Origin of the sequence: Pseudanabaena yagii GIHE-NHR1 (assembly GCF_012863495.1) — a bacterium.
In the GTDB taxonomy this organism is placed as follows: domain Bacteria; phylum Cyanobacteriota; class Cyanobacteriia; order Pseudanabaenales; family Pseudanabaenaceae; genus Pseudanabaena; species Pseudanabaena yagii.
Window position 1 is genome coordinate 2,063,275 of sequence record NZ_JAAVJL010000001.1, and the last position, 22,924, is coordinate 2,086,198.

Annotated in this window: 14 protein-coding genes; 5 read left to right on the forward strand and 9 right to left on the reverse strand. The window is 43.3% G+C overall.

Annotated features, from left to right (window positions below; all coding sequences use genetic code 11):
- Positions 1–205 precede the first annotated feature (205 nt).
- Positions 206–958, forward strand: coding sequence for a photosystem II repair protein Psb32 (gene psb32 / locus HC246_RS09545; RefSeq protein WP_169363183.1), 753 nt, complete (start codon positions 206–208; stop codon positions 956–958).
- Between the two features lie 72 nt (positions 959–1,030).
- Here psb32 and HC246_RS09550 read toward each other — a convergent pair whose 3' ends face one another.
- From HC246_RS09550 to HC246_RS09580, 7 genes are all read right to left on the reverse strand, one after another.
- A complete protein-coding gene (locus HC246_RS09550) occupies positions 1,031–3,508 on the reverse strand; it encodes a hypothetical protein (RefSeq protein ID WP_169363184.1) in 2,478 nt (825 codons plus the stop codon).
- Between the two features lie 131 nt (positions 3,509–3,639).
- Complete coding sequence (locus HC246_RS09555; RefSeq protein WP_169363185.1) at positions 3,640–4,131, reverse strand: DUF4079 domain-containing protein; 492 nt, start codon at positions 4,129–4,131, stop codon at positions 3,640–3,642.
- A 268-nt stretch (positions 4,132–4,399) separates the two neighbouring features.
- The gene (locus tag HC246_RS09560; RefSeq protein WP_169363186.1) at positions 4,400–5,095 is read right to left on the reverse strand and encodes a carbonic anhydrase; all 696 of its coding nucleotides are present in this window, start codon (positions 5,093–5,095) and stop codon (positions 4,400–4,402) included.
- Positions 5,096–5,451: 356 nt separating this feature from the next.
- Positions 5,452–10,254, reverse strand: a complete 4,803-nt coding sequence (locus HC246_RS09565) for a PAS domain S-box protein (RefSeq protein ID WP_169363187.1) — start codon at positions 10,252–10,254, stop codon at positions 5,452–5,454.
- A gap of 519 nt (positions 10,255–10,773) precedes the next feature.
- Positions 10,774–12,012, reverse strand: a complete 1,239-nt coding sequence (locus HC246_RS09570) for a sensor histidine kinase (protein WP_169363188.1) — start codon at positions 12,010–12,012, stop codon at positions 10,774–10,776.
- Between the two features lie 57 nt (positions 12,013–12,069).
- The gene (locus HC246_RS09575; protein ID WP_169363189.1) at positions 12,070–12,756 is read right to left on the reverse strand and encodes a response regulator transcription factor; all 687 of its coding nucleotides are present in this window, start codon (positions 12,754–12,756) and stop codon (positions 12,070–12,072) included.
- Between the two features lie 268 nt (positions 12,757–13,024).
- Positions 13,025–14,200 (reverse strand): HhoA/HhoB/HtrA family serine endopeptidase, encoded by a 1,176-nt coding sequence (locus tag HC246_RS09580; protein ID WP_211167664.1) that lies wholly within the window; start codon positions 14,198–14,200, stop codon positions 13,025–13,027.
- Between the two features lie 1,294 nt (positions 14,201–15,494).
- Between HC246_RS09580 and dnaN the strand changes: the two genes are divergently transcribed.
- Together dnaN and HC246_RS09590 are read left to right on the forward strand one after the other, a co-directional pair.
- Complete coding sequence (dnaN, locus tag HC246_RS09585; protein ID WP_169363191.1) at positions 15,495–16,649, forward strand: DNA polymerase III subunit beta; 1,155 nt, start codon at positions 15,495–15,497, stop codon at positions 16,647–16,649.
- A 457-nt stretch (positions 16,650–17,106) separates the two neighbouring features.
- A complete protein-coding gene (locus HC246_RS09590; RefSeq protein ID WP_169363192.1) occupies positions 17,107–19,203 on the forward strand; it encodes a DUF3769 domain-containing protein in 2,097 nt (698 codons plus the stop codon).
- A gap of 186 nt (positions 19,204–19,389) precedes the next feature.
- Here HC246_RS09590 and msrB read toward each other — a convergent pair whose 3' ends face one another.
- Positions 19,390–19,935, reverse strand: a complete 546-nt coding sequence (msrB, locus tag HC246_RS09595) for a peptide-methionine (R)-S-oxide reductase MsrB (protein WP_169363193.1) — start codon at positions 19,933–19,935, stop codon at positions 19,390–19,392.
- A gap of 372 nt (positions 19,936–20,307) precedes the next feature.
- On the opposite strand from msrB, the gene HC246_RS09600 reads away from it, so the two are divergent.
- Together HC246_RS09600 and HC246_RS09605 are read left to right on the forward strand one after the other, a co-directional pair.
- Positions 20,308–20,910 (forward strand): superoxide dismutase, encoded by a 603-nt coding sequence (locus HC246_RS09600; protein ID WP_169363194.1) that lies wholly within the window; start codon positions 20,308–20,310, stop codon positions 20,908–20,910.
- 121 nt (positions 20,911–21,031) lie between these two features.
- Positions 21,032–21,673, forward strand: a complete 642-nt coding sequence (locus HC246_RS09605) for a Uma2 family endonuclease (RefSeq protein WP_169363195.1) — start codon at positions 21,032–21,034, stop codon at positions 21,671–21,673.
- Between the two features lie 73 nt (positions 21,674–21,746).
- Here HC246_RS09605 and HC246_RS09610 read toward each other — a convergent pair whose 3' ends face one another.
- The gene (locus HC246_RS09610) at positions 21,747–22,856 is read right to left on the reverse strand and encodes an S-(hydroxymethyl)glutathione dehydrogenase/class III alcohol dehydrogenase (protein WP_169363196.1); all 1,110 of its coding nucleotides are present in this window, start codon (positions 22,854–22,856) and stop codon (positions 21,747–21,749) included.
- Between the last annotated feature and the right edge of the window lie 68 nt (positions 22,857–22,924).

Below are 22,924 nucleotides of genomic sequence, written 5' to 3' on the forward strand. Positions count from 1 at the left end.
AAGTCTCAGTTAGTTTTTGAAATTTATATTTTTGTCTGAGGCAAAATGTAAATTTATAGGTATTAGTTTTATAGCAGTAGCCAGTCATGTTAGGACAAAAACAAAAACCGAGAAGAGAGTTGCGGCGCTTCGCGCCGCAACTCTCTTCTCGGTTTTATGTCTTACTTATTTAATAAAAAATTTAATTACAGGTTTAAAAATGGTGATGAAAAATTTATTACAGCGTTTATGGTGCTTTGTCCAAGCATTACCAAAGATCAGCCAAGGATTACAAAGGCTAGGTTTTGGCGCGATCGCTTTATTAATTAGCTTTAATTTATTGATGGTTCCCGCCTTTGCACTACAGGTCTCTGACATTCCTGATCTTGCAGAGATTAAGACTTTAACAGATCAAACTTGGGTCATTGATGACTCAGAGGTACTGAGCGCTCTGACCAAAAGCACAATCGCAAACAAAGCAGTAAAACTCGCAGAACAAACTGGCATTGAAGTCCATGTGGTCGCAATTCAGCGCATTGATTTAGGACAACCTGCATCCGAGTTCGCCGCCGAATTATTCGACAAATGGTTCCCCACAGAGGCTGAGAAAGCTAATCAAGTATTGCTATTGCTCGCAACGGAAGATCATCGTACTGCCATCCAAACTGGCTCTAAGGTGAAGGAAGTCTTACCCGAAAGCATTGCCACCAGTATTGCCGATGAGACGATGCTCTATCCTGCACGCAAGGCAAATTACAACCAAGCTGTTAATGAAGGAATGTCGCGTTTAGAAGCTGTACTCAAAGGTAATCCTGACCCTGGTGCACCATTATTGGTGGTAGAAGAGTCAGAGACAAGTAATTACGCAACAAAGGAGGAAACGGAAGCGAGTTCTTCTAATGTAGTTGTCATTCTGCTATTAATTTTGGCGACACTATTACCGATGGCGACTTATTACTGGCTACAGGGTAAGCCATAAGAATTTTGTAACTTAATTTGTGCGGCAAATCTACACCAAACGAATAAAAAAGGAGCGCAAAGCGCTCCTTTTTTATTCGTAGATATCCTGTGCCAAATTTGGAGGAGTTACAGCGCGAGTGACTCTAACTTTATGGCTTTCTCTTTGGGTTTGAGCTTCGATCGCGATCGCTTCAAATGCGACATCGACACTGCTCAGGGGAATAGAAATATTTGTGCGGGTTTCGATGAACTCCGTATTAGGAACCACACTAAAATCCAATAACCAACGGGGACCATCGATAATCGTGCGGGTCTGCAAGTCCTTAATCCAGAACTTAACAAAAAACTTAGGTGCGATCGCAGGTAGGCGTACAGTCACTATCATCGGTGTACCCGACACAATCTCACCCATAGGCACAATCAATTCAGGAATAGGAACTGTTTCCTGCTCGGAGAGTGGTTGGGGTGAAGATTCCTGAAGATTGCGGATAGTTTGGGCTGTCTCGGAAAGCGTCGAAGCGATCGCATTGCCAATCGGGAAGTTATTAGGATCAATATTTTCTTCCCAAACATATTCATTTAAAATATGTTCAGGAATTTCTGGTTCTGGAGCGAGTAAGCGATCTAGTTCTAGATCAAGTTCGCGATCTAACTCAGCCAGACTTGATTCCTCCGCAATTGTTAGGGGTGGCTGATCAGGATTGTCAAGATCAATGGATAGCCCCGATAGGTTTTCAGACCCGCTTAAGGGGGCACTGGCAGGCAAGTGATCGAGTAATAATTCCTCGGTACGCTGACTAGCTTTTTGAGCAGCGATCGCTTCTGCCGATAAGGTTTGAAGTTTATTGAGAAAGCGATTATTGCGATGGCTATCGCGTGAGGATGCAGGTATATTCTTGAGAGGCGGTAAAGATTGACCTTGAGATTCTAGTTTGGGCTGTTCTAGCAATTCTTCGTAGTCTTGAGGAAGTTCCTCTTCAAAGCTATACAAAAGTTCTGGCTCGTCTCCCTTAGGAACAGAAGCATTATTGGCATTATCTGAAAAATCTGTACGCGCAAACTCCGCTTCGATTTGCTGAAGCTCGTTCATTTGCACCTGTGGAAAACTCTGCGAATAGTCCTCTGATATTGGAGGATTTTCCAAATTCAAATTTTGAGCAGTAGCTTTATTGGGTAATGGTTGTAATGGGGGTAGTGAGACAGACGCTGGAGGATACTGATTCTCTTCTGGTGCTGCCACAGAGGGTTTGGGCTTATTAGATGGCAAAGGCGGCAGACTCAGAGAAGGAACTGGTTTTGCCTTGGGCTCTGGCTCAGTTGAGAAATTTTCCGTTACTCTAGCTACCTGTGGAAAACTCTGCGGAGATTGTGGATAACTAGAAGGATTATCAATTCGAGAAGGAGTAGCAGAACTAGCAGAATCATTATCCTGAGACTGGTATTTCTGCGCTTCCTTAAGCATTTCAGGGAGAACTCGTGATGCAGGATAGGAAACAGCGATCGCTTGCTGAGTGATGAATAAATCGCCATACTGCTGAAAGTCTTGCTGTGGATGAATTTGAACCTCTCCAATCAGGACTTGAACTTCTGATGGCGGAGGAACCACAATTGCATAGGCAAATGGAATCGCTCCTGTTGATGCATTGCGATTAACATTAGCGATCGCATAGCGCTCATGCACCAGCACCTCAAGGGTCTGAGGATCTTTGAGACTAACTTCAATTTCACCATGAGTATAAGCATCACCAGTGAGATTAAAGCTATTGTCATCATTGATAATATATTGAGGCTGTTGCAGGCGCAGTAGGATACGTGGTTGCAGTGGTGATTCACTCTGAAGATCAGCCTGTACATCAGCTAGGGGATCTGGACTTACAAGTTCATCCAGATTGAGGCGATCGCTAGCAGTTTCGCTCGAAGGCTCTGACTCTTCATTCTCTTCCTCTAGTTCATCATTAAATAGAGCAAACTCCTCAAACATCGATTGCACGAGTTCGGTGGATCGTTGCTCAGCAATATCTAAAATTGGTGAACTATAACTTAGTGGTTTTGGCTCAGTTTGCTCAATCCCCAAAGCATTAGTGTGGATATCATTAGGAAACTCTGAAGGAGTTTCAATATCTTCATCAATATCACTGTCAGGATCACTATATTGCCATTCCGAACCAAATTCGGAAGAAACAGGAATTACATCAAACTTAACCGTTCTTTTCCATGGAGGAGTTTCATCCGCATTCCCCAATTCAGGCTCAGCTTGCGCTTCGGTTTGAGTAGGATTAGCCTGTACTGAAAGACAGTCAATTTGCCATAGCCCTGGCACAAAATTTGTGTAGGGCATCACGATCAGCAAACCGTCATGACTGAGGCGTTTGACCAGTTTTTGCTGAAGGGGTTGATGCCTGACATCGGCAAGAGGACGATAGGCGATCGCAATGCCCACTGGCACGTTCGCTAAATTAGAGCGTGCAGCGAGTCTGTACTGCCCTTCCAAAATCTCAACGGTGGGAGATTCTAGGGGCAACCAGGACTTGTCACCTTTGCGTTGTAACAAAAACTCCCAGTTTTCCATGGCGGCGATCGCGAGTTAAATCGGTAAGGTGTGTTTAGATGCAAATACTAACCCATCTGGGCTGGTATAGCAATTAAACAAGGCTTTGAAATATGAGTTTTACCCACGGTAAAACTCATATTTCAAAGTGTCTAGATCGAAAGCCCTAATTTCAAACCTAAAGCCGCATGAACAAACAACAACAGCACGATCGCACTGCCTAGATAAGCATGGGCATTACGCAAAAATGGCTTATTACCACCAAATCCAGTGAGGGAGATTGCACCATTGATGGCGAGCAAGGTCAGAACCACTGAGCCTGTGATGAAATGGGGACTCTCTAGTAGGGGCTTGCCTTGCATCACGAGGGAAAGCAGACCGCCACTGTAGCCCAGAGCGAGGAAAGTAGTCATTAAAGGGGCAACTTTACGATGATCGGCTTTGTTTTTAATCGCAACTTCGGTATCTGTGACCGTGCGCCCACGCCATCCTGAAATAGCGACAAATGATCCCATCGCAAAGATAACGATCGCCATGAAAAATGGATGTCCCCAGTGAGTCACTGGTGCAGGAATATTCAGAGCTTTGAATTGATCAGCAATAGGCTGAAGGGATTCAGCCATTTTAGTAGCAAATTCAGTCATAGGTTTGTGTATGGCTTGAAGAGACAGTACAAGTAAAAGTTATAAAAATCTTTACAATTTTTAATAATTGTAGCGGTTCTCTGCCATCTAGCTGTCACCAAACAACGACAAAAGTTTGCTGCTTGCAGTGGCGTGGCAAAGCCACGCCACTGCAAGGCTCTTTACAGCACTTTGCACTCAAAAAAACAAGAAGGATTTTGAAAGCGTTGCAAAGCAACGCTTTCAAAATCCTTCTTGTGGTTCGTTTGATCGGTAATTGCTGTATGCCCTAATTAATCACCATACTATCGAGGGGATCGGATATATCTGTTGTATGCAAAGATGGTTCGGGCAGATCATCAACTAACTGATGCTGTGGCGGTACATAGGAATGGCTCACCGAATCGTAGGCAAGCACTTCACCAGTTTCCAGATTGTAGACCCAGCCATAAATATTTAACCGTCCTTGATATAAACGCGATCGCACCAGTGGATAGGTCTTGAGATGATCGATTTGCGTTAAGACATTTTCCGCACTAGTGATTTCTAATAACTCCTTACTCCGCAAATGGCTATAGTTTTCTTTTACCAAGCGTCGTGTCCCTTCCGCAAGTTTTAGCCATTCATAGACAATCGGCATTTCTTCTCGCAAATGCTCCAGCTTTAATAAACCATTCATCGCACCGCAGTGGGTATGTCCACAGACAATCACCTGCTCAATTTCCAACGATTGAATCGCATATTCAATCGTTGCACCTTCCCCGCTCAAGCTACCATAGGGCGGAATAATATTGCCAGCATTCCGCATAATAAACAGTTCCCCCACATCAGCCTTAGTCAACAGGTTCGGATCAATCCGTGAATCCGAACAGGTAATAAATAAAACTCGCGGTTTCTGTCCCATTCCCAACTTTTCAAATAGTTCCAAATGGGATGGGAAATGGTTATCCTTAAATTCGCGCAAACCTCTGATTAGTTTTCGCATAGAAGCTCTTTTACTTATTTTATTTATTAAACACACAGGTTTGTGGAAGTACAACCCTTCAGGATGCACTTCTACAGACCCATTTAGGCTTGCTATAGAAACTAGCATAATGCTAAGAACAAAATCTCAGTCTAGAAATGCTTCTTTGCAAAACTTACCTAAGGCTCTTGCGGGTAAAAAATGTCCCGCCAAAGTTATCTAGCTTCGACTTCGCTCAGCTAACGTTCGACTTCGCTCAGCTAACGTTCGACTTCGCTCAGCTAACGTTGGCTGAGCGGAGTCGAAGCCACAGGTACTTTAATTAATAGCAAGTCCCTAAATGGTGCGCTTCCACAAACCATTTAAGTCTTTGGGATTTATAGCCATTTTTGAATTAAAGTCGCTAGCTGCTTGAGCTTAATCGGTTTACTGAGATAGTCACTGGCTCCTGCGGCTAAACATTTATCGCGATCGCCTGTCATCGCTAGAGCCGTCAGTGCAATAATCGGCATCGTGAAATTATGACTACGAAGCCATTGCATCGCTTCAAGCCCATCCATTGTCGGCATTTGCACATCCATCAGCACTAAATCAGGTTGTTCAGCTTGCACCATCGCGATCGCCATTTGTCCATCCTTAGCAATAATAACGCGATAGCCCTTAGCCACCAGATAGTTAAAGACGGTGACAATATTCGCTTCGTTATCTTCGGCTAGTAAAATCAATGGTGAACATGGTGGAGCAATACAAGCATCTATATGGCTCGATACTGCGGTACTTGTTCTTACCAAAGGTTGCGAAATAGTGACATCGAGTTGATTGTAGGGAAGAGCGATCGTAAAGCAACTACCGACACCCACCGTACTCGTCGCCTTAACGTATCCACCATGCATTTCGACAATCCGTTTGACTAGAGATAAGCCCAAACCCGTACCCTCATATTGTCGATTGAGTGAACTATCCACTTGGACAAAGGGTTGAAATAGAGTCTTCAGAGGCTCAGGTGCAATCCCAATCCCTGTATCGATCACTGCGAAATTGACCCAGTGCGTAATATTGTTTTTAGACTTATCAGGGTTCGGATTGTTAGCGATCGCCTCTTGGACAGTTATTTCTAAGGTAACTCTCCCTCCCTCTGGCGTGAATTTCACCGCATTATTGAGCAGATTAATTAATGCTTGACGAATACGACGTTCATCGATAACTAATTGCGGCAGCGACTGCGCTACTTGAATTTGTAATTGAACCTTTTTTTGAGTTGCCTGTTGTCTGACAAATACAGCACTATCTTTACTAAGCTGCTCAATATTCGTCATTGCAAGTTCTAGGGTCAATTTACCTGCTTCAATTTTGGCAAGATCAAGGATGTCATTGATTAAATCCAGTAAATGGCTACCACTACTAGCTATGACTTGCAACATCCTCTCTTGCTGGTCATTGAGCGTTCCAAAAGTCCCCTCTTGAAAGCCTTCTGTAATCCCCAGAATTGCGTTGAGAGGAGTGCGAAGTTCATGACTCATATTAGCGAGAAATTCATCTTTGAGGCGGGTAGCCCGCTCAAGCTGATCATTAGATATCGCCAGTTTCTGATTCATCTCAAGGAGCAATTGCTGGGCTTTGTGGCTTTCAGTAATATCTTCCCCTAGTCCCTCAACAGCAATTAAATTGCCATCACTATCTCTAATAGGATGTGCCGAGACCCTAAGTATGCGTTCTGTCCCATCGGCATGGGTAAATCGGAGATCCAATTGATTGAAATCGATCGCACCTGCCATCATTTGCTGCAAAATATCAGATGTCTTTTGCAGATCCTCCAAATTCCATTGGGCAATTTCCACCCAACACTTACCAATGGCATCTTCGCATTTAATACCCAATATTGGAGCACTCCCAGCACTAATATAGTTCAGGATGCCCTCAGCACCAGAATGGCTAAAAAAGATGAATTGATCACCGATATCGGTCACTAGTCGTTGGAATTGATCGCGGCTTTGCTGCAATTGCTGCTCAATTTGTTTGCGGCGCGTAATATCCTGAAAAGTCCCCAATACGCCAATGATATTACCGTCCACATCTTGCAGTGGCACTTTATTGGTTTCCAGCCAGCGCACCTCCCCCGTTGGCATCGTGAGCTTTTCTTCGATAAAATATTTGGGGATGCGAGATTGCATGACTTGGCGATCATCGGCTCGAAAACCTCTGACTTGCTCCAAAGTATAGGGAAAATCAAAATCATTTTTTCCCACAATTTCTGAAGTAGATGAGAATCCCGTAGTTTGCAAGAATATTTCATTACAACCGAGATATACAGAATTGAGATCTTTCCAGAATACGGCAAGGGGAAAACTATCGAAAACCGTTTGGATAAATTGTTGAGATTCTCTGAGGGCATTTTCTGATTTCTTAAGATCGCTAATATCCACGATCACAGCGACGCAATCTTGAGCAGAGATCATCGTAGCTCCCACTAGCACATAAACATAATGTCCATCCTTGTGATAGTAGGCTTTTTCCCAAGGATCAATTGATTCATGAGTCGATAGATGGTTGATCGCCACAAGATCCTGCGGTATATATTCGGGGGGAGTCATCTGTTGCCAATTAATTTGCCCAGACTCCAGTTCCTCTCTGGTATAGCCAAGCATTTCTAAAAAGCGATCATTTGCCCGATTGATCCGACCAGTAAAGTCCGTAAATATCATCCCCACTACATTAAACTCAAACACGCGACGGAAGATGATTTCACTTTGTTTGAGGGCAGCTTCGGCAAGTTGGCGATCGCGTTCGATCGCTTTCTGCTCGGTAATATCTCTGGCAATGCCGACAAAGCCAATCACTTGATCATTATTATCTTTGAGAGGTTTGATCGATATGATCGAGGGAAAACGTGAACCATCTTTGCGAATACTGATCCATTCCTCTTCTCGCTCTACACCTTTTGCTGTCATCGCCCCTAGCATTTCGTCATCAGTAATCTCTACGCCCAATTCCTGAGAGATGTCCGAGGTCCGATCGCTTAATTCCTGCTGATCATGCAGAGATAAAATGTTGGCAATATCAATCAGTTCGCTCGCCTGATAACCAGACATCCTTTCTGCGCCTGCGTTAAAGGTTTTCACAATGCCATTTAAGTCAGTGGAAACAATTGCATAATCTGTACTATTGAGAATCGCCTGTTGCAAACTGTTGACTTGCAAGAGTTCTTGGGTTTGCGCTTGCACCCTCAACTCTAGCTCTTGATTAAGTTCCTGAAGTTGCAGTTCAGTTTCCTTGAGTTGCGTGATATCCTGCACGGTTCCTTGGGATACCATTGGCATACCGTCGAGATCATAGGTGGTTTCACATTGTTCTTGGACATATTTAATGCGCCCATCAGACATCAGCAAGCGATGCACAATTTTATAGGGGTGGCGATCGCTTAGGTGTTGCGTATAGGCATCATTAACCATTTCCCGATCATCGGGATGAATAGCATTGACAAAGGCTTCATAGGTTGCACCAAACTGCTGTTGATCAATCTCAAAGATCTGAAAGATTTCATCTGACCAGTACAGATGATTTGTTCGTAGATCCAGTTCCCAATTTCCTAAACTAGCAATCCTTTGGGCTTCACGGAAAAGTTTTTCAGTCCTCCTCAACTCCAATTCGGATTTTTTTTGTTCATTAATTTCATTCTGGAGTTGCTGATAGGCATTGGATTGTTGAATAGCGATCGCTAATTGCACCGAGATATTCCGCAAGAGGCTAATATCACTGGTTTGCCATTGACGAAACTCTTGGCATTGATGTCCGATTAGCAGTCCCCATAACTGCCCCGACACCCGAATCGGAACCACCAGATTTGCCTTGACTTGATATTGCTCTAGTAACTGCACATGACAATCGGCATAGCCTGCGGTGTAAATATTATTCACAAAGATCGGTTGATCGTCACTGTACAGATTCGTCGTTTGCTCTTGAAAGCAAGAATCTTGGATATGGTTGCCGAGGGATAATGACAAGCCCTGTGCTACCGACTCCGCAATAATGATCCCACTCCAATCGGGTTGAAATTGATACACCAATACGCGATCGCATTGCAAAAAAGCGCGTACCTCACTCACACAAATATCTAAAATCTCTTGCAGATCTAGCGACACCCGAATGCGATCGGCGATTTCGGCGACTAGTTTTTCCCGTTCTGCGGCAATCCTTAACGAAGCTGTTCTTTCCTCTACCAATCTCTCTAATTCAGCAGTACGATCTGCCAAAATATCTGCCTTCTCTGCCTCCAATTGGAGTACTCTTGCCTCTAGCATCTGCGCCAAACTATAGGCTTCTAGCGGGTTGAAAACCTTTAAGACATTACTTTGCGTCACAATTCCCAACAGTTCCCCCTGTGCCCCCGTCACCACCAACCGCCGAATTAATTTTTGTTCCATTCGCTGCTGCACCGCCCAAAGAGAATCATCAGGCTGAACCGTAAAGACGGGGCGGCTCATTCTCGTATTTGCTAGTTGCTGTTTGAGATTAATCCCCTCAGACTGCAACTGCACCAGATCCCTCTCAGTCAAGATTCCCACAGGCTTGAGTAAGGATGTCTGCGTTGCCAAGGGTTCGACAATAACCACACAACTTACCTGATATTCCGTCATTTGCTGCGCGATTTCCCACATCGAAGCCTCAGGACTAGCACAAATAACATGGTTGGTCATCACCTCCCCCACAAGCCGCAGTCGCAATAGCTCAAAGGGTCGAAAGACTTGTCGGAGGCTTTCATGGGTGAGCATTCCCACTAAGTGATCTTGCTCATCGACGATGGGAAGATGCCGAATGTGATGTTGCTGAAAGATTTTAATTGCTGATAATACTTCAGAGAAATCAGACTCGCGTAAGGTGATGACAGGGTGTGTCATAACATCGCTGACAGTCAACTGCTCAATGGGAAGTGACTGAGTAATTAGACGCACGACATCGCGTTCTGTCAATATACCGATGACCTGACTCTCTTCAACAATCAGTACACAACTGATCCCCATCCGATGAAAATCGTTGTGAGCATCATAATCAACGGAACATTGCGATCGCCCAGCTACCATTTGCGCGATCGCCTCGGTAAGTGTTGCTTGAGGGCTAACCGTGAGAGGATTACGAACAATTGCTAGCTTTAGTTCAGAAAGTTGAAGCTTAGATGAGTTCAACAAGTTAACCCCCAACAAATATGAAATAAATTAAATAAATATATAAAATTAGTATTTAAAAATATTTTTAACAATCTCAAAAAAAACAACTATTATTATGTGTTGCCATATAATTCTAAAACAATAATTCTAAAATAAGCACAATCCTATGATTAGGGATTTGACGAGAAAAAAGGTGCCACCGAGTTTGTATGGCTTCGACTTTGCTCAGCCAAAGTTGGCTGAGCAAAGTCGAAGCCGTAGGTACTTTAATTAATCGCAAGTCCCTTAACAGTGTATTTATTTCTTAACCCTACCCTACCTTAATAGAGCCTAGAGCATTTGTGGCAATTAAGTCATCTCAAAAAATATGTAAATGAACAGATCTACAATTTTTTTAAGCAAGCAAAAGTGATTTCCTAGTTTACAAAAAATTAGGGGGTTTTCACCTGTATTTTTTAATTTTGATGATGTCCAGACAATTAAATTAAAGAAGGAGATTGTTTGTACCAAGGCTTCGACTTTCTCCAAACAATCTGCCTATGATTTAGTAATAGGTAAACGTACTTTAAAGCAACTACCCACTGCTAATTGACTAGTAACAGAAATTTTACCACAATGACTTTCAGCGATCGATTGAGCGATCGCTAGTCCTAAACCACTGCCTCCCGTCCATTGCGATCGCGAAGTATCCGCCCGCCAAAACCGATCAAAAATATGTTCTATCTGTTCAGGGGCAATTCCTATGCCTGTATCTTTGATACTGACAGCAATCCACTGACCTGATGTATTTACCGAAATCGTAATTTGACCACTCGCAGGCGTATAGTGCATCGCATTCTCCATCAAGTTCGTGAACAATCGCAGGATTTGCTCAGAGTTCCCTTTGATCATTTGCGAACTACTGGGGTGATAAATGAGCGTTAAGTCTTTCGCTACAGCTTGAGGCTGCAATTGATTAACCAAATGCTGAAGAAGTTCTGTTAAATTGATGTTTTCCCATGTAACTTTTAATTTTTTATCCATTCTTGCCAACATCAGTAAATCCTCAGTCAGCCTCGTCATCCGTTCCGCCGATTGCGCGATCGCTCTAAATTCATCGGCATCGCTGGGGCGCATTCCTTCAGGATAGCGCATCGCCACTTGAGAGCTTGCCTTAATCGCCATCAGGGGACTCCGCAATTCATGGGACGCATCGGCAGTAAATTGCTGTAAGCGATCGAAGCTTTGTTCAATCGGTTGCATCGCTTGGCGCGTGAGAAAGATGCCCCCAAAACTGACTAATATCAAAGAAATTGCAGCTCCCCCGATTAATCCTAAATCTAATTGCCTAAAGGTTTCATTTAATTCCTCTAGCGACTGACTCACGCGCAAATAGCCCACTAAACTACGATTATAGGTATCAACAATGGGAATATTGACGCTAATTAAAGCAGGTTTGCTTGGTTGAATTTGAATTGATTCGCGAATCGCTGCAGGTAAAGACAGAGTGCGATTGCCCTGTATATAAACCGTGTTCCCTTGGATATCAATCCATTGCAAAGACTGTCGCCGCACATCCAAACCCTGCACCGAGAGATTATCTGCAACCTGAATCCTGCCATTCTTAAATCCCGAACTGGCAGCTACCGTCTGTCCGAGCGTTGTGAGCTTATCCACAACTTGATTGGTCATCGTATGTACAAAGACGGTACGAACAGCGATCGCAAAGATGCTCAGAATGGAGGCAAAAATCCCCAAGTAAGCCAACAGCAATCTTAATCGCGTTTTTTGAAACATCTCAATATGATTTGTAATTAAAGTTTTCCACAATAGTTTCAACAGTTGTGGAAAACTCTAGGATTTAGACAATTTGGAATTGAAACTATAGCCTACACCATAAACTGTTTGAATTAAATCTTCAGAACCTCCTACAGCTTTAAGTTTGCGGCGAATATTCGTAATATGAGTTCTCACAGTTTCTTCACCAGAGAGTTTATCCAGATCCCAGAGTTTATCTAGTAAATTAGCTTTCGTAAATACTTGAGTAGGATTACGTAAAAAACATTCTAAAATAACATATTCCTTGGGGGTTAAGGCTAATGGCTGACCATCATAGGTGATCGTATGTGACTGCAAATTCAATTCCAATAAGCCTTGCACAATCACCGTTTGCTGCATTTCCACAACTCGACGCGATAAAGCCCTGATTCGCGCCGCCAACTCCTCCAAATCAAAGGGTTTTACCAGATAGTCATCTGCGCCTGTATCTAAACCCAAAACTTTATCCGCGATCGTATCCTTAGCTGTGAGCATCAAAATATGAGTCTTACATCCCGCTTCCCGCAAGCGCTTACATAGAGAAATTCCATCTAAACGCGGTAGCATTAAATCCAAAAGAATCAGATCATATTCCACAGCTTGAGCACATTCCCAGCCACTGATGCCATCGCTTGCTACATCGACAATATGCCCTTGATGCCTGATGTCCTTAGCAACAGGCTTGGCGATATATTCATCATCTTCCACTAAAAGAATTCGCATAATGCTTATTATATAAACTTGCTAAGACTTGCGTCGCCAGCCTTAGCAAGTTTATTACAGCCTGTTGAAGTTTGAAGTATAGTTGTTTTAAATAATTTGCAGAGGGGCTTCGACTCCGCTCAGCCATCGGTGTAAGCTAGCTGAGCGAAGTCGAAGCTGTAGTTCTTATTTGAATTATCTATAGTACAGAGAAATTTTTGAAAGCTCGGCTTCGCCGAGCTTTCAAAAATTTCTCTGGGTTTCAATTCAGCGCTTTGCGCTGTAAGTTTTATCCTGCGCGATTAGGTAAAGTTCCAACTTGGACAGTTACTTTGATCGGCTGCCCACTGCGATTAACTTCTAGTTGCAGATTACTACCTACGGAACTATCTTGAACAACCTGCTGCAAATTTTCTGGTTTTGTTACTTCCGTATTATTGAGTTTCGTCACCACATCACCAGCCTTTAGTCCCGCATTCGCCGCAGGTGAATTATTCTGCACCGCCACAATCAAAACTCCGCGATCGCTATTCACCTTTAATCTCGCAGGCAATTTCTGTTTCACATCAGGAGTCAGCCCGACCATCTGTACTCCCAAATAGGGATGATCAACTTTGCCTTGGCTAATTAGCTGCTGAGCGATGCTCTTAGCTTTGTTAATGGGAATTGCAAAACCTAATCCCTGCGTACCTTTGATGATGGCAGTATTCATACCGATGACTTCCCCGCGCTGATTGAGCAAAGGCCCCCCTGAGTTTCCTGGGTTAATCGCCGCATCAGTTTGGATAAAGCGCACCTGTTGATCGGGAATACCGACCTGAGAGCTAGAACGTCCCGTCGCGCTGACAATTCCCACTGTGACTGTGTTATCTAGTCCCAGTGGATTACCGATCGCGATCGCCCATTCGCCTGCCTGCAAGCGATCGGAATCGCCCAAACTCACAACAGGCAGATCGGGAGCATCTATTTTCACCACTGCCACATCAGTCACTTTATCAGCCCCTAAAACCTTGCCATTAAAGGATCTACCATCCTTGAGCGTCACAGTTACTTTATCCGCACCACTCACCACATGGGCATTGGTGAGAATTTCGCCATTCGCATTAAAAATAAATCCCGAACCCGTTCCTTGAACTACTTCTTTTCTTTGATTATCTGGATCAGCAAATTGATTGGAGAAAGGATCGTTAAAGATATCAGGAATCTCGCGAACTACGGTGCGCGAAGAATCAATTCGCACCACTGCACCACCATCTTTTTTCACGGTTTCCGTAATAAAATTGGCATCACTAGCGATCACTAATTTTCCTGATGACATATTTTCAGCGACAACAGGTGAAACTCCTTGAGCAATGGCTTTATTTTGAGTTAATAGCTGTTTTCCACCGATCGCCACCGAGGCTCCCATCAGAAAAATGGCGCTATAGAGAACGGGCTTTTGTAATTTACGATATTGAATCTTCATAGGTAACTCCTGAATTTTTTGATACATCAAACCTAAAGCAGGATTATCAAGAACTTAAAAAGATCAATGCCGCATTAACTGAAATTTTAACGACAATATTTTCACAACCATATTGTTGGAGATGAGTCTTAAATGAGACAAGAACTCAAAAAATTCACAGAATTCACACATCTAACTCGCCCAAAATTTCCCAACTTTTGCGTATATTTTTCAGATCAAGCTAAGCGATCGCAAAAATATCTGCTTACTAATTTGAGAGTCTTGATTATTGCAAAGATAAAGATTAAAAGATGGAGATCAACATTAGGCTCTTGCGGATAAAAAATGTCCCACCAAAGTTATCTAGCTTCGACTCCGCTCAGCTAACATTCGACCTCGCTCAGCTAACATTCGACCTCGCTCAGCTAACTTTGGCTGAGCGAAGTCGAAGCCACAGGTACTTTAATTAATAGCAAGTCCCTTATCATCGATTTCTGAATTTAAACTAAAGTCAAAATTATCTCCATTTGCATTTTGCCCCACCATTGTTTAGTGATATTTTAAGGAATAGATGGAAGCGATCGCCCAAACTTTTGATAACTTTTTTGATTATTTTTTGACGATTTATCCCCAGCATATTCCACCTATAGTGTTTTTGCCTGTGGAAAACCTGTGGATAACTCCAAATCTTTTGTGGATAACTTGGCAAAATCTGTGGATAACTTAGGTGTAAATGTGGAAAACTTTTAATAGGTATTTATACCCTGTGGATAACTAGCCACTTTTTCCACAGAGTTTTCCACAGGTTGAAAACTCTAGGAGGCTTATTGTATATACTTTTTTCAAAGTTTTCCACATTTTCCACAGCCCCTACTACTACTATTAATAAATTTATTTATTCTTGAATAGTAATAATTAGATCAAATGAAAAAATGACGAAAAATCGTAAAAAACTATTTTTTGTTTTCAGCGTATAAAAATTTCCAACGGTGTTATGATTAGCTTCCACAAATTAAAAACCTCAATCAAAAAAACTAAAGAGCTTTGGCTCAACACTTTGTTTTAAAGTTTTTTCTCAAATTTTGAATTGCTTAAACATACTTTTTTCGTTTTCCCATTTTTCAAACTTCTTCTAAAACTTCACAAGTCCTCGCAGTTTTGAAATTCTCTAGACTTTTCCACATGGGTTTTCTCCTCAAGTCTTACAGCCAATCTTAATCAACCAAAAAAAGGCAGAATGCTTTTAGTAGGTTAAAAAATTAGCCATAATCTCCAGTATTTCCCCACCAGTTTAGACAAATTTTACCCTCAAACTATGCGACTAGTCTGTCCTCAAAACCAACTCGCTGCTAACCTTGCCCTTGTCGGTCGTGCTGTCGCTTCCCGTCCCACACACCCAATCTTGGCAAATATCCGACTCGATGCTGATAACTCTAGCCAAAGCCTTGGCATGACTGCCTTTGACCTCAATTTGGGGATTCAGGTGTCTTTCCCTGCCCAAGTGGTAGAAGCGGGATCGATTACCCTACCTGCAAAGTTACTCAATGACATCGTTTCCCGCCTTCCCGATGAGGACATCACCATCAGCGTGGACAAGGACAACACGATGGTTTCAATCGTCTGTGGTTCGGGGCGTTACCAAATGCATGGTCTGCCTGTGGAAGAATTTCCCGAATTGCCTCAAATTGGTGAAGATGGCGAAACTACCTACTTGCCTGTTGAGTCAATGCTCAGTGGTCTAGCTTCGACGCTGTTTGCAACTTCAGCTGATGAGACCAAACGAATTCTTACGGGAGTGCATCTGACGGCTAGTGCCGATCGCCTTGAGTTTGCTGCAACTGATGGGCATCGCTTGTCCGTAGTCCAGACAGGTTTCCTCGATGCCGATGAGCCACCTGTGACGGGTGATACTGTGTCCACCAGTTTGGAAGTGACAATCCCTGCAAGAGCGCTGCGTGAGCTAGAAAGAATGCTCAATCAACAAACTGAAGGTGCGATCGCGGTAAAGTTTGACCGAGCAAATATGATTTTCCAAAGTGCTAATCAAATCTTGATTTCGCGCTTGCTAGATGGTACTTATCCCAACTATCGCCAGTTGATCCCCAATCGCTTTGAACGCCAAGTTACGGTCGAGCGTAAATTATTTTTGTCAGCTCTAGAACGGATTGCTGTACTCGCTGATCAAAAGAACAACATTGTCAAAATCACGATTGATTCAACGGGTCAGGAAATTTCTCTGTCCGTAGAAGCCCCAGATGTTGCCGCAGGGCGCGAGTCTTTACCAGCCCAAGTTTCGGGTGAAGATGTGGAGATAGCTTTTAATGTCAAATATTTGCTAGACGGCTTAAAAGCTTTGCCAAGCAATGAGATTCAAATCCAGCTTAATAACCCCACCAGTCCTGCTGTGCTTGTCCCGATTGGGGCAACCAAAATGACTTATCTGCTTATGCCTGTACAAATTCGTAACTAACTTGCTTAGAAAGACATGGAGACTATGGTTTTGCCATAGTCCCAATGATTTGTAGAAAGGCAAGGGGCTTGAGCCATTTGTTCACTAAGGGACTTGCTATTAATTAAAGTACCTGTGGCTTCGACTTCGCTCAGCCAACGTTAGCCGAGCGAAGTCGAATGTTAGCTGAGCGGAGTCGAATGTTAGCTGAGCGGAGTCGAATGTTAGCTGAGCGGAGTCGAATGTTAGCTGAGCGAAGTCGAATGTTAGCTGAGCGAAGTCGAAGCTAGATAACGTTGGTGGGACATTTTTTATCCGCAAGAGCCTAAGATTGGTATTTCATAAATGATTTAGGATTGCTATAAATGGCTGGATTGTCATCTATAACCCACTATTAGTGATCTTTTATCGTTAGAATCGCCGCTAAGCGATCTACTTCTTTTCATCTCAGCGAAAAATCCTGTAGACTTAGTTGCGTATGGACTTTTTACCACCGCCTTCAACACAACTGCCACCTCGCCCATATGCAGAGGTAAGACAGCAATCTCCGCAACCGTTGGGATCATCACCAGCGTTAAATAGTCATATCGCTACGAGATTGAATGTCGAATTGCCTATTGAGGTGAGATCGCAGTTAGAGCTGTTTTTAGAAAGGTTGCCTGATCCCGATGCGATCGCCCGTAAACTAATTGCCCCAACTTTAACGGCTCAAGTGGGGTCAGTAAAGCCCAATAGCTTGCCGAAGCCCAAGCCTACGGATAAGCCACTCCAAGTCTCACCTCCCAAAACTCCGCCTACAGGTAACTCCCAAGACATTAAACCTGTGTTGCAGGATTTGGCTCCTTTGCTGCGTAATTTGCTCAAGGTCGTTAGCGATCGCCAAGAATATGACATTAATACACAGGTGTTTGTCGCGGAAGGCAATGTTTTAATCAGATACAAAAAATCTGAACTGAAAGCTGATCGTGTGCAATTGAATACCAAGACCCAAGAGGTAATTGCCGAAGGTAAGGTCTTTTTTACCCGTGGTGATCAAAAAATTCGTGGCACAAAGTTAACCTATAACTACGGCAATGTAAAAGGCGAACTGATCAAGGCTTCGGGTTCCGTTGATCTTGGTAATTTAGTTAATTCAGAAGTATCGCGATCGCCTGCGGATACAGCAACTAATTCGATTACAATTTCGGCTACTGGTAATAGTGATACCTCTGATGGTCAAGTACGCCGCTTTGGCTTTGTTGCCGATCGCCTAATTCTCGATGGTGATACTTGGACAGCCGAGAATTTGCGTGTGACGAATGATCCTTTTAGTCCACCTGAATTAGAACTTGTTACAAGCAAAGCGACCTTAACACCGATTTCTCCCACACAAAACCGTCTCGATCTAGAATCTCCGACCATTATTTTCGATCAGAGTTTTTCGCTACCTTTACCACTGAATAGCATTACCCTCGATCGCTTTCAGAGGTTTGCCCCTGCGTTAGTGGGCTTCGATAAACGCGATCGCGATGGGGTGTTCTATCAACAAAGTTTTGATGTGGTTTCCCAACCGAACCTCAGCTTTCAAGTATCACCGCAATTGCTCATCCAACGTGCCTTTTCTTCGGGACAGAGTGGTGTATCAGCCTTTGACATTTTTGGGGTGGTGGCAACTTTAAATGGAGCCTTTGATGATGGTCAAAGACTATCCGCAAGGGCAAGTCTATCGGGCTTAAACTTTGGCAACCTTGATTCGATCCTCCGCCTCAATGCTACCCATTCCATGACAGTATTTGGCAATCATACTTTGCTATCACAATATGCTTTTCGCGATCGCGTATTCAATGGCTCGCTAGGCTTTCAGGATGTCAACAATATTGTGGGATCGACTTTGATCTCTCCCAACTATGTACTTGGCGATTCCAAAATTTCCTTTAACTATCAACTTGCTGCCCAATTAGTGGGGGCGGTTCGGGATGATGTTGGTCAGCCTAATACGGTTGGTACATTAGTGCGTTTACAGAGTGCAGCCGTTCTAAGTCGAGCCTTTCCACTCTTTCGTGGCGAACCTGCACCTGCTGAAAAAGAAACAGGTTTGCGCTACTCTCCTAAGCCGATTGTACCGAAGCTAGATGCTGTTGTGTCATTACAGGGTGTCAATTCCAGCTATTCTAATGGTGCTAATCAAGCGGTACTTTATGGAACTGTGGGCTTGTCGGGAGAAGTTGGGAATTTTGCGAAGGATTTCTTGGACTATACAGGTTTCAATATTAGTTATACACAGGCTTTTTCCAGTGGGCGATCGCCTTTTATATTTGATCGCGTAGCAGATACGAGATTACTGAGCGCAGGGATTGTGCAACAAATATATGGACCTCTACGCTTTGGTATCCAACAAAGCTGGAGTTTGGATAACGGCACATTATTTGATTCTGTTTATTCCTTAGAATATGCAAGGCGTACCTATGCAGTCTTGATTCGCTACAACCCCAATCAAGGTTTGGGTGAACTTCTATTACGAATTAGTGACTTTAATTGGACTCGTCCACCTTCTAACGTAACTAATGTCCAGAATGGAATTGAACAGCGTAATTAATCCAAAAGAAAAGCCTCGCATTGCGAGGCTTTTCTTTTATAGAGGCTTTAGCTAAGCAAAGCCTCTATAAAAAATGGGTTAACTATAGCAACGTAAGTTTTGCTTAGGACATAAAACCCAAATAAGTGAAGGTGGCACAAAGTGCCACCTTCACTTATTTGGGTTTTGCTTTGTCCTAGCTATCTCTTACATTGCTATAGGAATAAATTTGAGGGATACGCCATTCATGCAATAGCGCTGTCCAGTTGGTTTTGGTCCATCATTAAAGACATGACCTAAATGACCACCGCATCGACTGCAATGGACTTCAATACGCTTCATAAAGAAGGAATTATCAACCGTAGTTGCGATCGCCCCTTCGATAGGCTGAAAAAAGCTCGGCCAGCCCGTGCCACTATTGAATTTGGTATCCGATGTAAACAGAGGCAAATCGCACCCTGCACAGTTGTAAGTACCCTTGCCATATTCCTTGTCTAAGGGACTGGTAAAGGCTCGCTCAGTGCCATGTTTGCGTAAAACGCGAAACTGCTCTGGGGTGAGGATTTGTTTCCATTCATCTTCAGTTTTCATAATTGGATATTTCTTAGTTGCTTTAGTTGAGTCTATATCTAAGTCTAAGGCGATCGCCGAATCTTTGGATATGGAATTGCTCGATGGCGATCGCCAAGCCTGCCAGAGCCATGCACCACCGATCAAGGCAGTTCCAGTTATTAATAAATCTCTTTTCTTCATGGTTGATCTGATGGGCTAATCGCCTTGGACTTTTCATCGTTAATTAACTTACGAAAATCAATGACTGGTTGGATGTGAAATTTTGACAAGGATTTGCATTTAAGAACTAACCGAGAGATTTAAAAAAATATCTCGATTGGAAATAGCTGGAAATAGCGATCGCTTTCTCAACTTTCATCCACAGCAAAAATTCCTTTCCAATCCCAAATTAGTAACGCGAAGCTTACACAAAATGTCAGCAATTTTTGACGAGTGATTGGTGTATGGCAGATCACAAAAAAGTAACAGTTACTACTATCTACCATTTCGATTATAATTGTAACAATACTTAAAGCTGAGAAATCACTTCAAACTTTAACTGGTTAAACAAAAATGGCATTTGAACTCCCACCTTTACCCTATGCCCAAGATGCTCTAGCAGCTTCGGGTATGTCTGCTGAGACCCTATCATTTCACTATGGCAAACACCATAAAGCGTATGTTGATAACCTCAACAACCTGATTAAAGATACAGATCTTGCTGACAAATCCTTAGAAGAAATCATCAAGATTAGCTACAAAGAAGGCAAAGCAGGAATCTTCAATAATGCTGCTCAAGTATGGAATCATACCTTCTACTGGAATGGTATTAAGCCTGCTGGTGGTGGCGCTCCTACTGGTGCTTTGTTAGATGCCATCAATGCGAGCTTTGGTAGCTTAGATAACTTTAAGACCGAATTTAAAAATGCTGGTGCTACTCAATTTGGTAGCGGCTGGGCATGGTTGGTTGCTGAAGGCGGTGCTTTGAAGATTACCAAAACACCTAACGCTGAAAATCCTCTAATTCACGAAGGTCAAGTTCCTTTGTTAACAATGGATGTTTGGGAACATGCTTACTATTTGGACTTCCAAAATAGCCGTCCTAACTTCATGGCTAACTTTGTTGAAAAGCTAATCAACTGGGATTTCGTTGCTGCTAACTTCGCAGCCGCCTAGTTTTAAAAAGCGCTATGCGCTTTATTTTCGAAGAGAAGCATTGCCAAGCAATGCTTCTCTTTTTGTTTGGGCTAAAATTAACAAATAAGCGATCGCCTATTTGCGCCTTTCGGTGAATACAATGCCCCTACTGCAAACCAAAACGCCTCTAGATACTTGGCTAGCTGTGCCTTGGGAAGAATTTGTGAATATTGCCGATGCCCCAGACTCCAACAAGCTTAAAAGCTACTATTACAACGGCAAGATGAGGTTGGAAAATATGTCCACAGGCTCCGATCATTCCAATGATCATGCATTGATTATGTTTGCTATTGCATTTTTTTCGGCTCATCAGCGTATACCGATGACTGCAAAAGATGGTTGCTCTTATCGGAAAAGTGGGCATACAGAATTTCAGCCTGATGCATCGTACTACGTTGGTGATAAAGCCGATGTTATACCTTGGGGAACCAGAATCATTGATTTAGAGCAATACCCATTACCCGATCTAGTTATTGAAATATCGGATACTTCTATCTCCGATGACTTAGGCACAAAGCGACTGCAATATGAGGAACTTGGTATTTCAGAATATTGGATTGTGAATGTTCAGACTATGCAAATTTTTGCTTTTACAATTGCGATCGATGGCAGCACTAAGCGGATTCGGGAATCCTTAATATTGACAGGAATGAAGTTGGAAATTTTGGAACAAGCCCTGCAACGCAGTCGCCAAGAAAACCAGTCCGTCACAATGGCTTGGCTAATGGAGCAGTTTAAATAGAAGATAGTGGCTTGCCACTATCTTCTATTTAAACTGCTATTTCCAAATGAATGAGATTTTGGAAATAGCAATACTAAAAAGTCAGTACTGTGCGAATGGCATCGCCTCTGTGCATCATATCGAAAGCCTCATTGATCTGCTCAATTGGCATGACATTCGTAATTAAACTATCGATATCGATTTTGCCTTCCATATACCAATCGACGATTTTGGGAACATCAGTTCTGCCCTTTGCGCCGCCAAAGGCAGTACCTTTCCAGACCCGACCTGTAACTAACTGAAATGGTCGGGTACTGATTTCTTGACCTGCACCTGCCACACCGATAATCACACTCACGCCCCAACCCTTGTGACAGCATTCGAGTGCTTGGCGCATCGTCTCTGTTCTACCGATGCATTCAAAGCTATAGTCTGCGCCGCCTTTGGTTAAATCAACAAGATAGGGAACGAGATCGCCTTCGACTTCCTTGGGATTGACGAAATGGGTCATACCCATCTTTTCTGCAAGCACACGTTTTTTAGGATTTATATCTACGCCGACGATCATATTTGCGCCGACCATGCGACTTGCTTGGATTACGTTTAAGCCGATGCCCCCTAAGCCAAAGACAACGACATTCGAGCCATATTCAACTTTTGCGGTATTAATTACCGCACCGATGCCAGTGGTCACACCACAACCGATGTAGCAGACCTTCTCGAAAGGTGCATCCTCACGAATCTTGGCTAACGCGATTTCAGGGAGAACAGTATAGTTCGCAAAGGTAGAGGTTCCCATATAATGATGAATTTTTTCACCATTAATGGAAAATCGGCTAGTTCCATCGGGCATTAAGCCTTGACCTTGGGTGACACGGATTGCTTGGCAGAGGTTGGTTTTACCACTGAGGCAATAGGAGCAGTTACGACATTCGGGAGTGTAGAGAGGAATTACGCGATCGCCTGCCTTCAGAGAAGTCACCCCTGCGCCTACTTCGACGACGACACCTGCACCTTCATGTCCGAGGATCGTAGGAAATAATCCTTCTGGGTCGGCTCCTGAAAGGGTGAATGCGTCAGTGTGACAGACTCCTGTGGCTTTAATCTCGACGAGTACTTCTCCTGCTCTGGGGGGATCTAGTTGTACTGTCTCAATTTTAAGAGGTTGTCCTGCGGCGAAGGCGACTGCGGCTTTTACATCCATGAATCTTATTTAATTCCCTGCGTTGATTACTGACAATTTACCCAAAATTATAGCGATCTTGGATCATT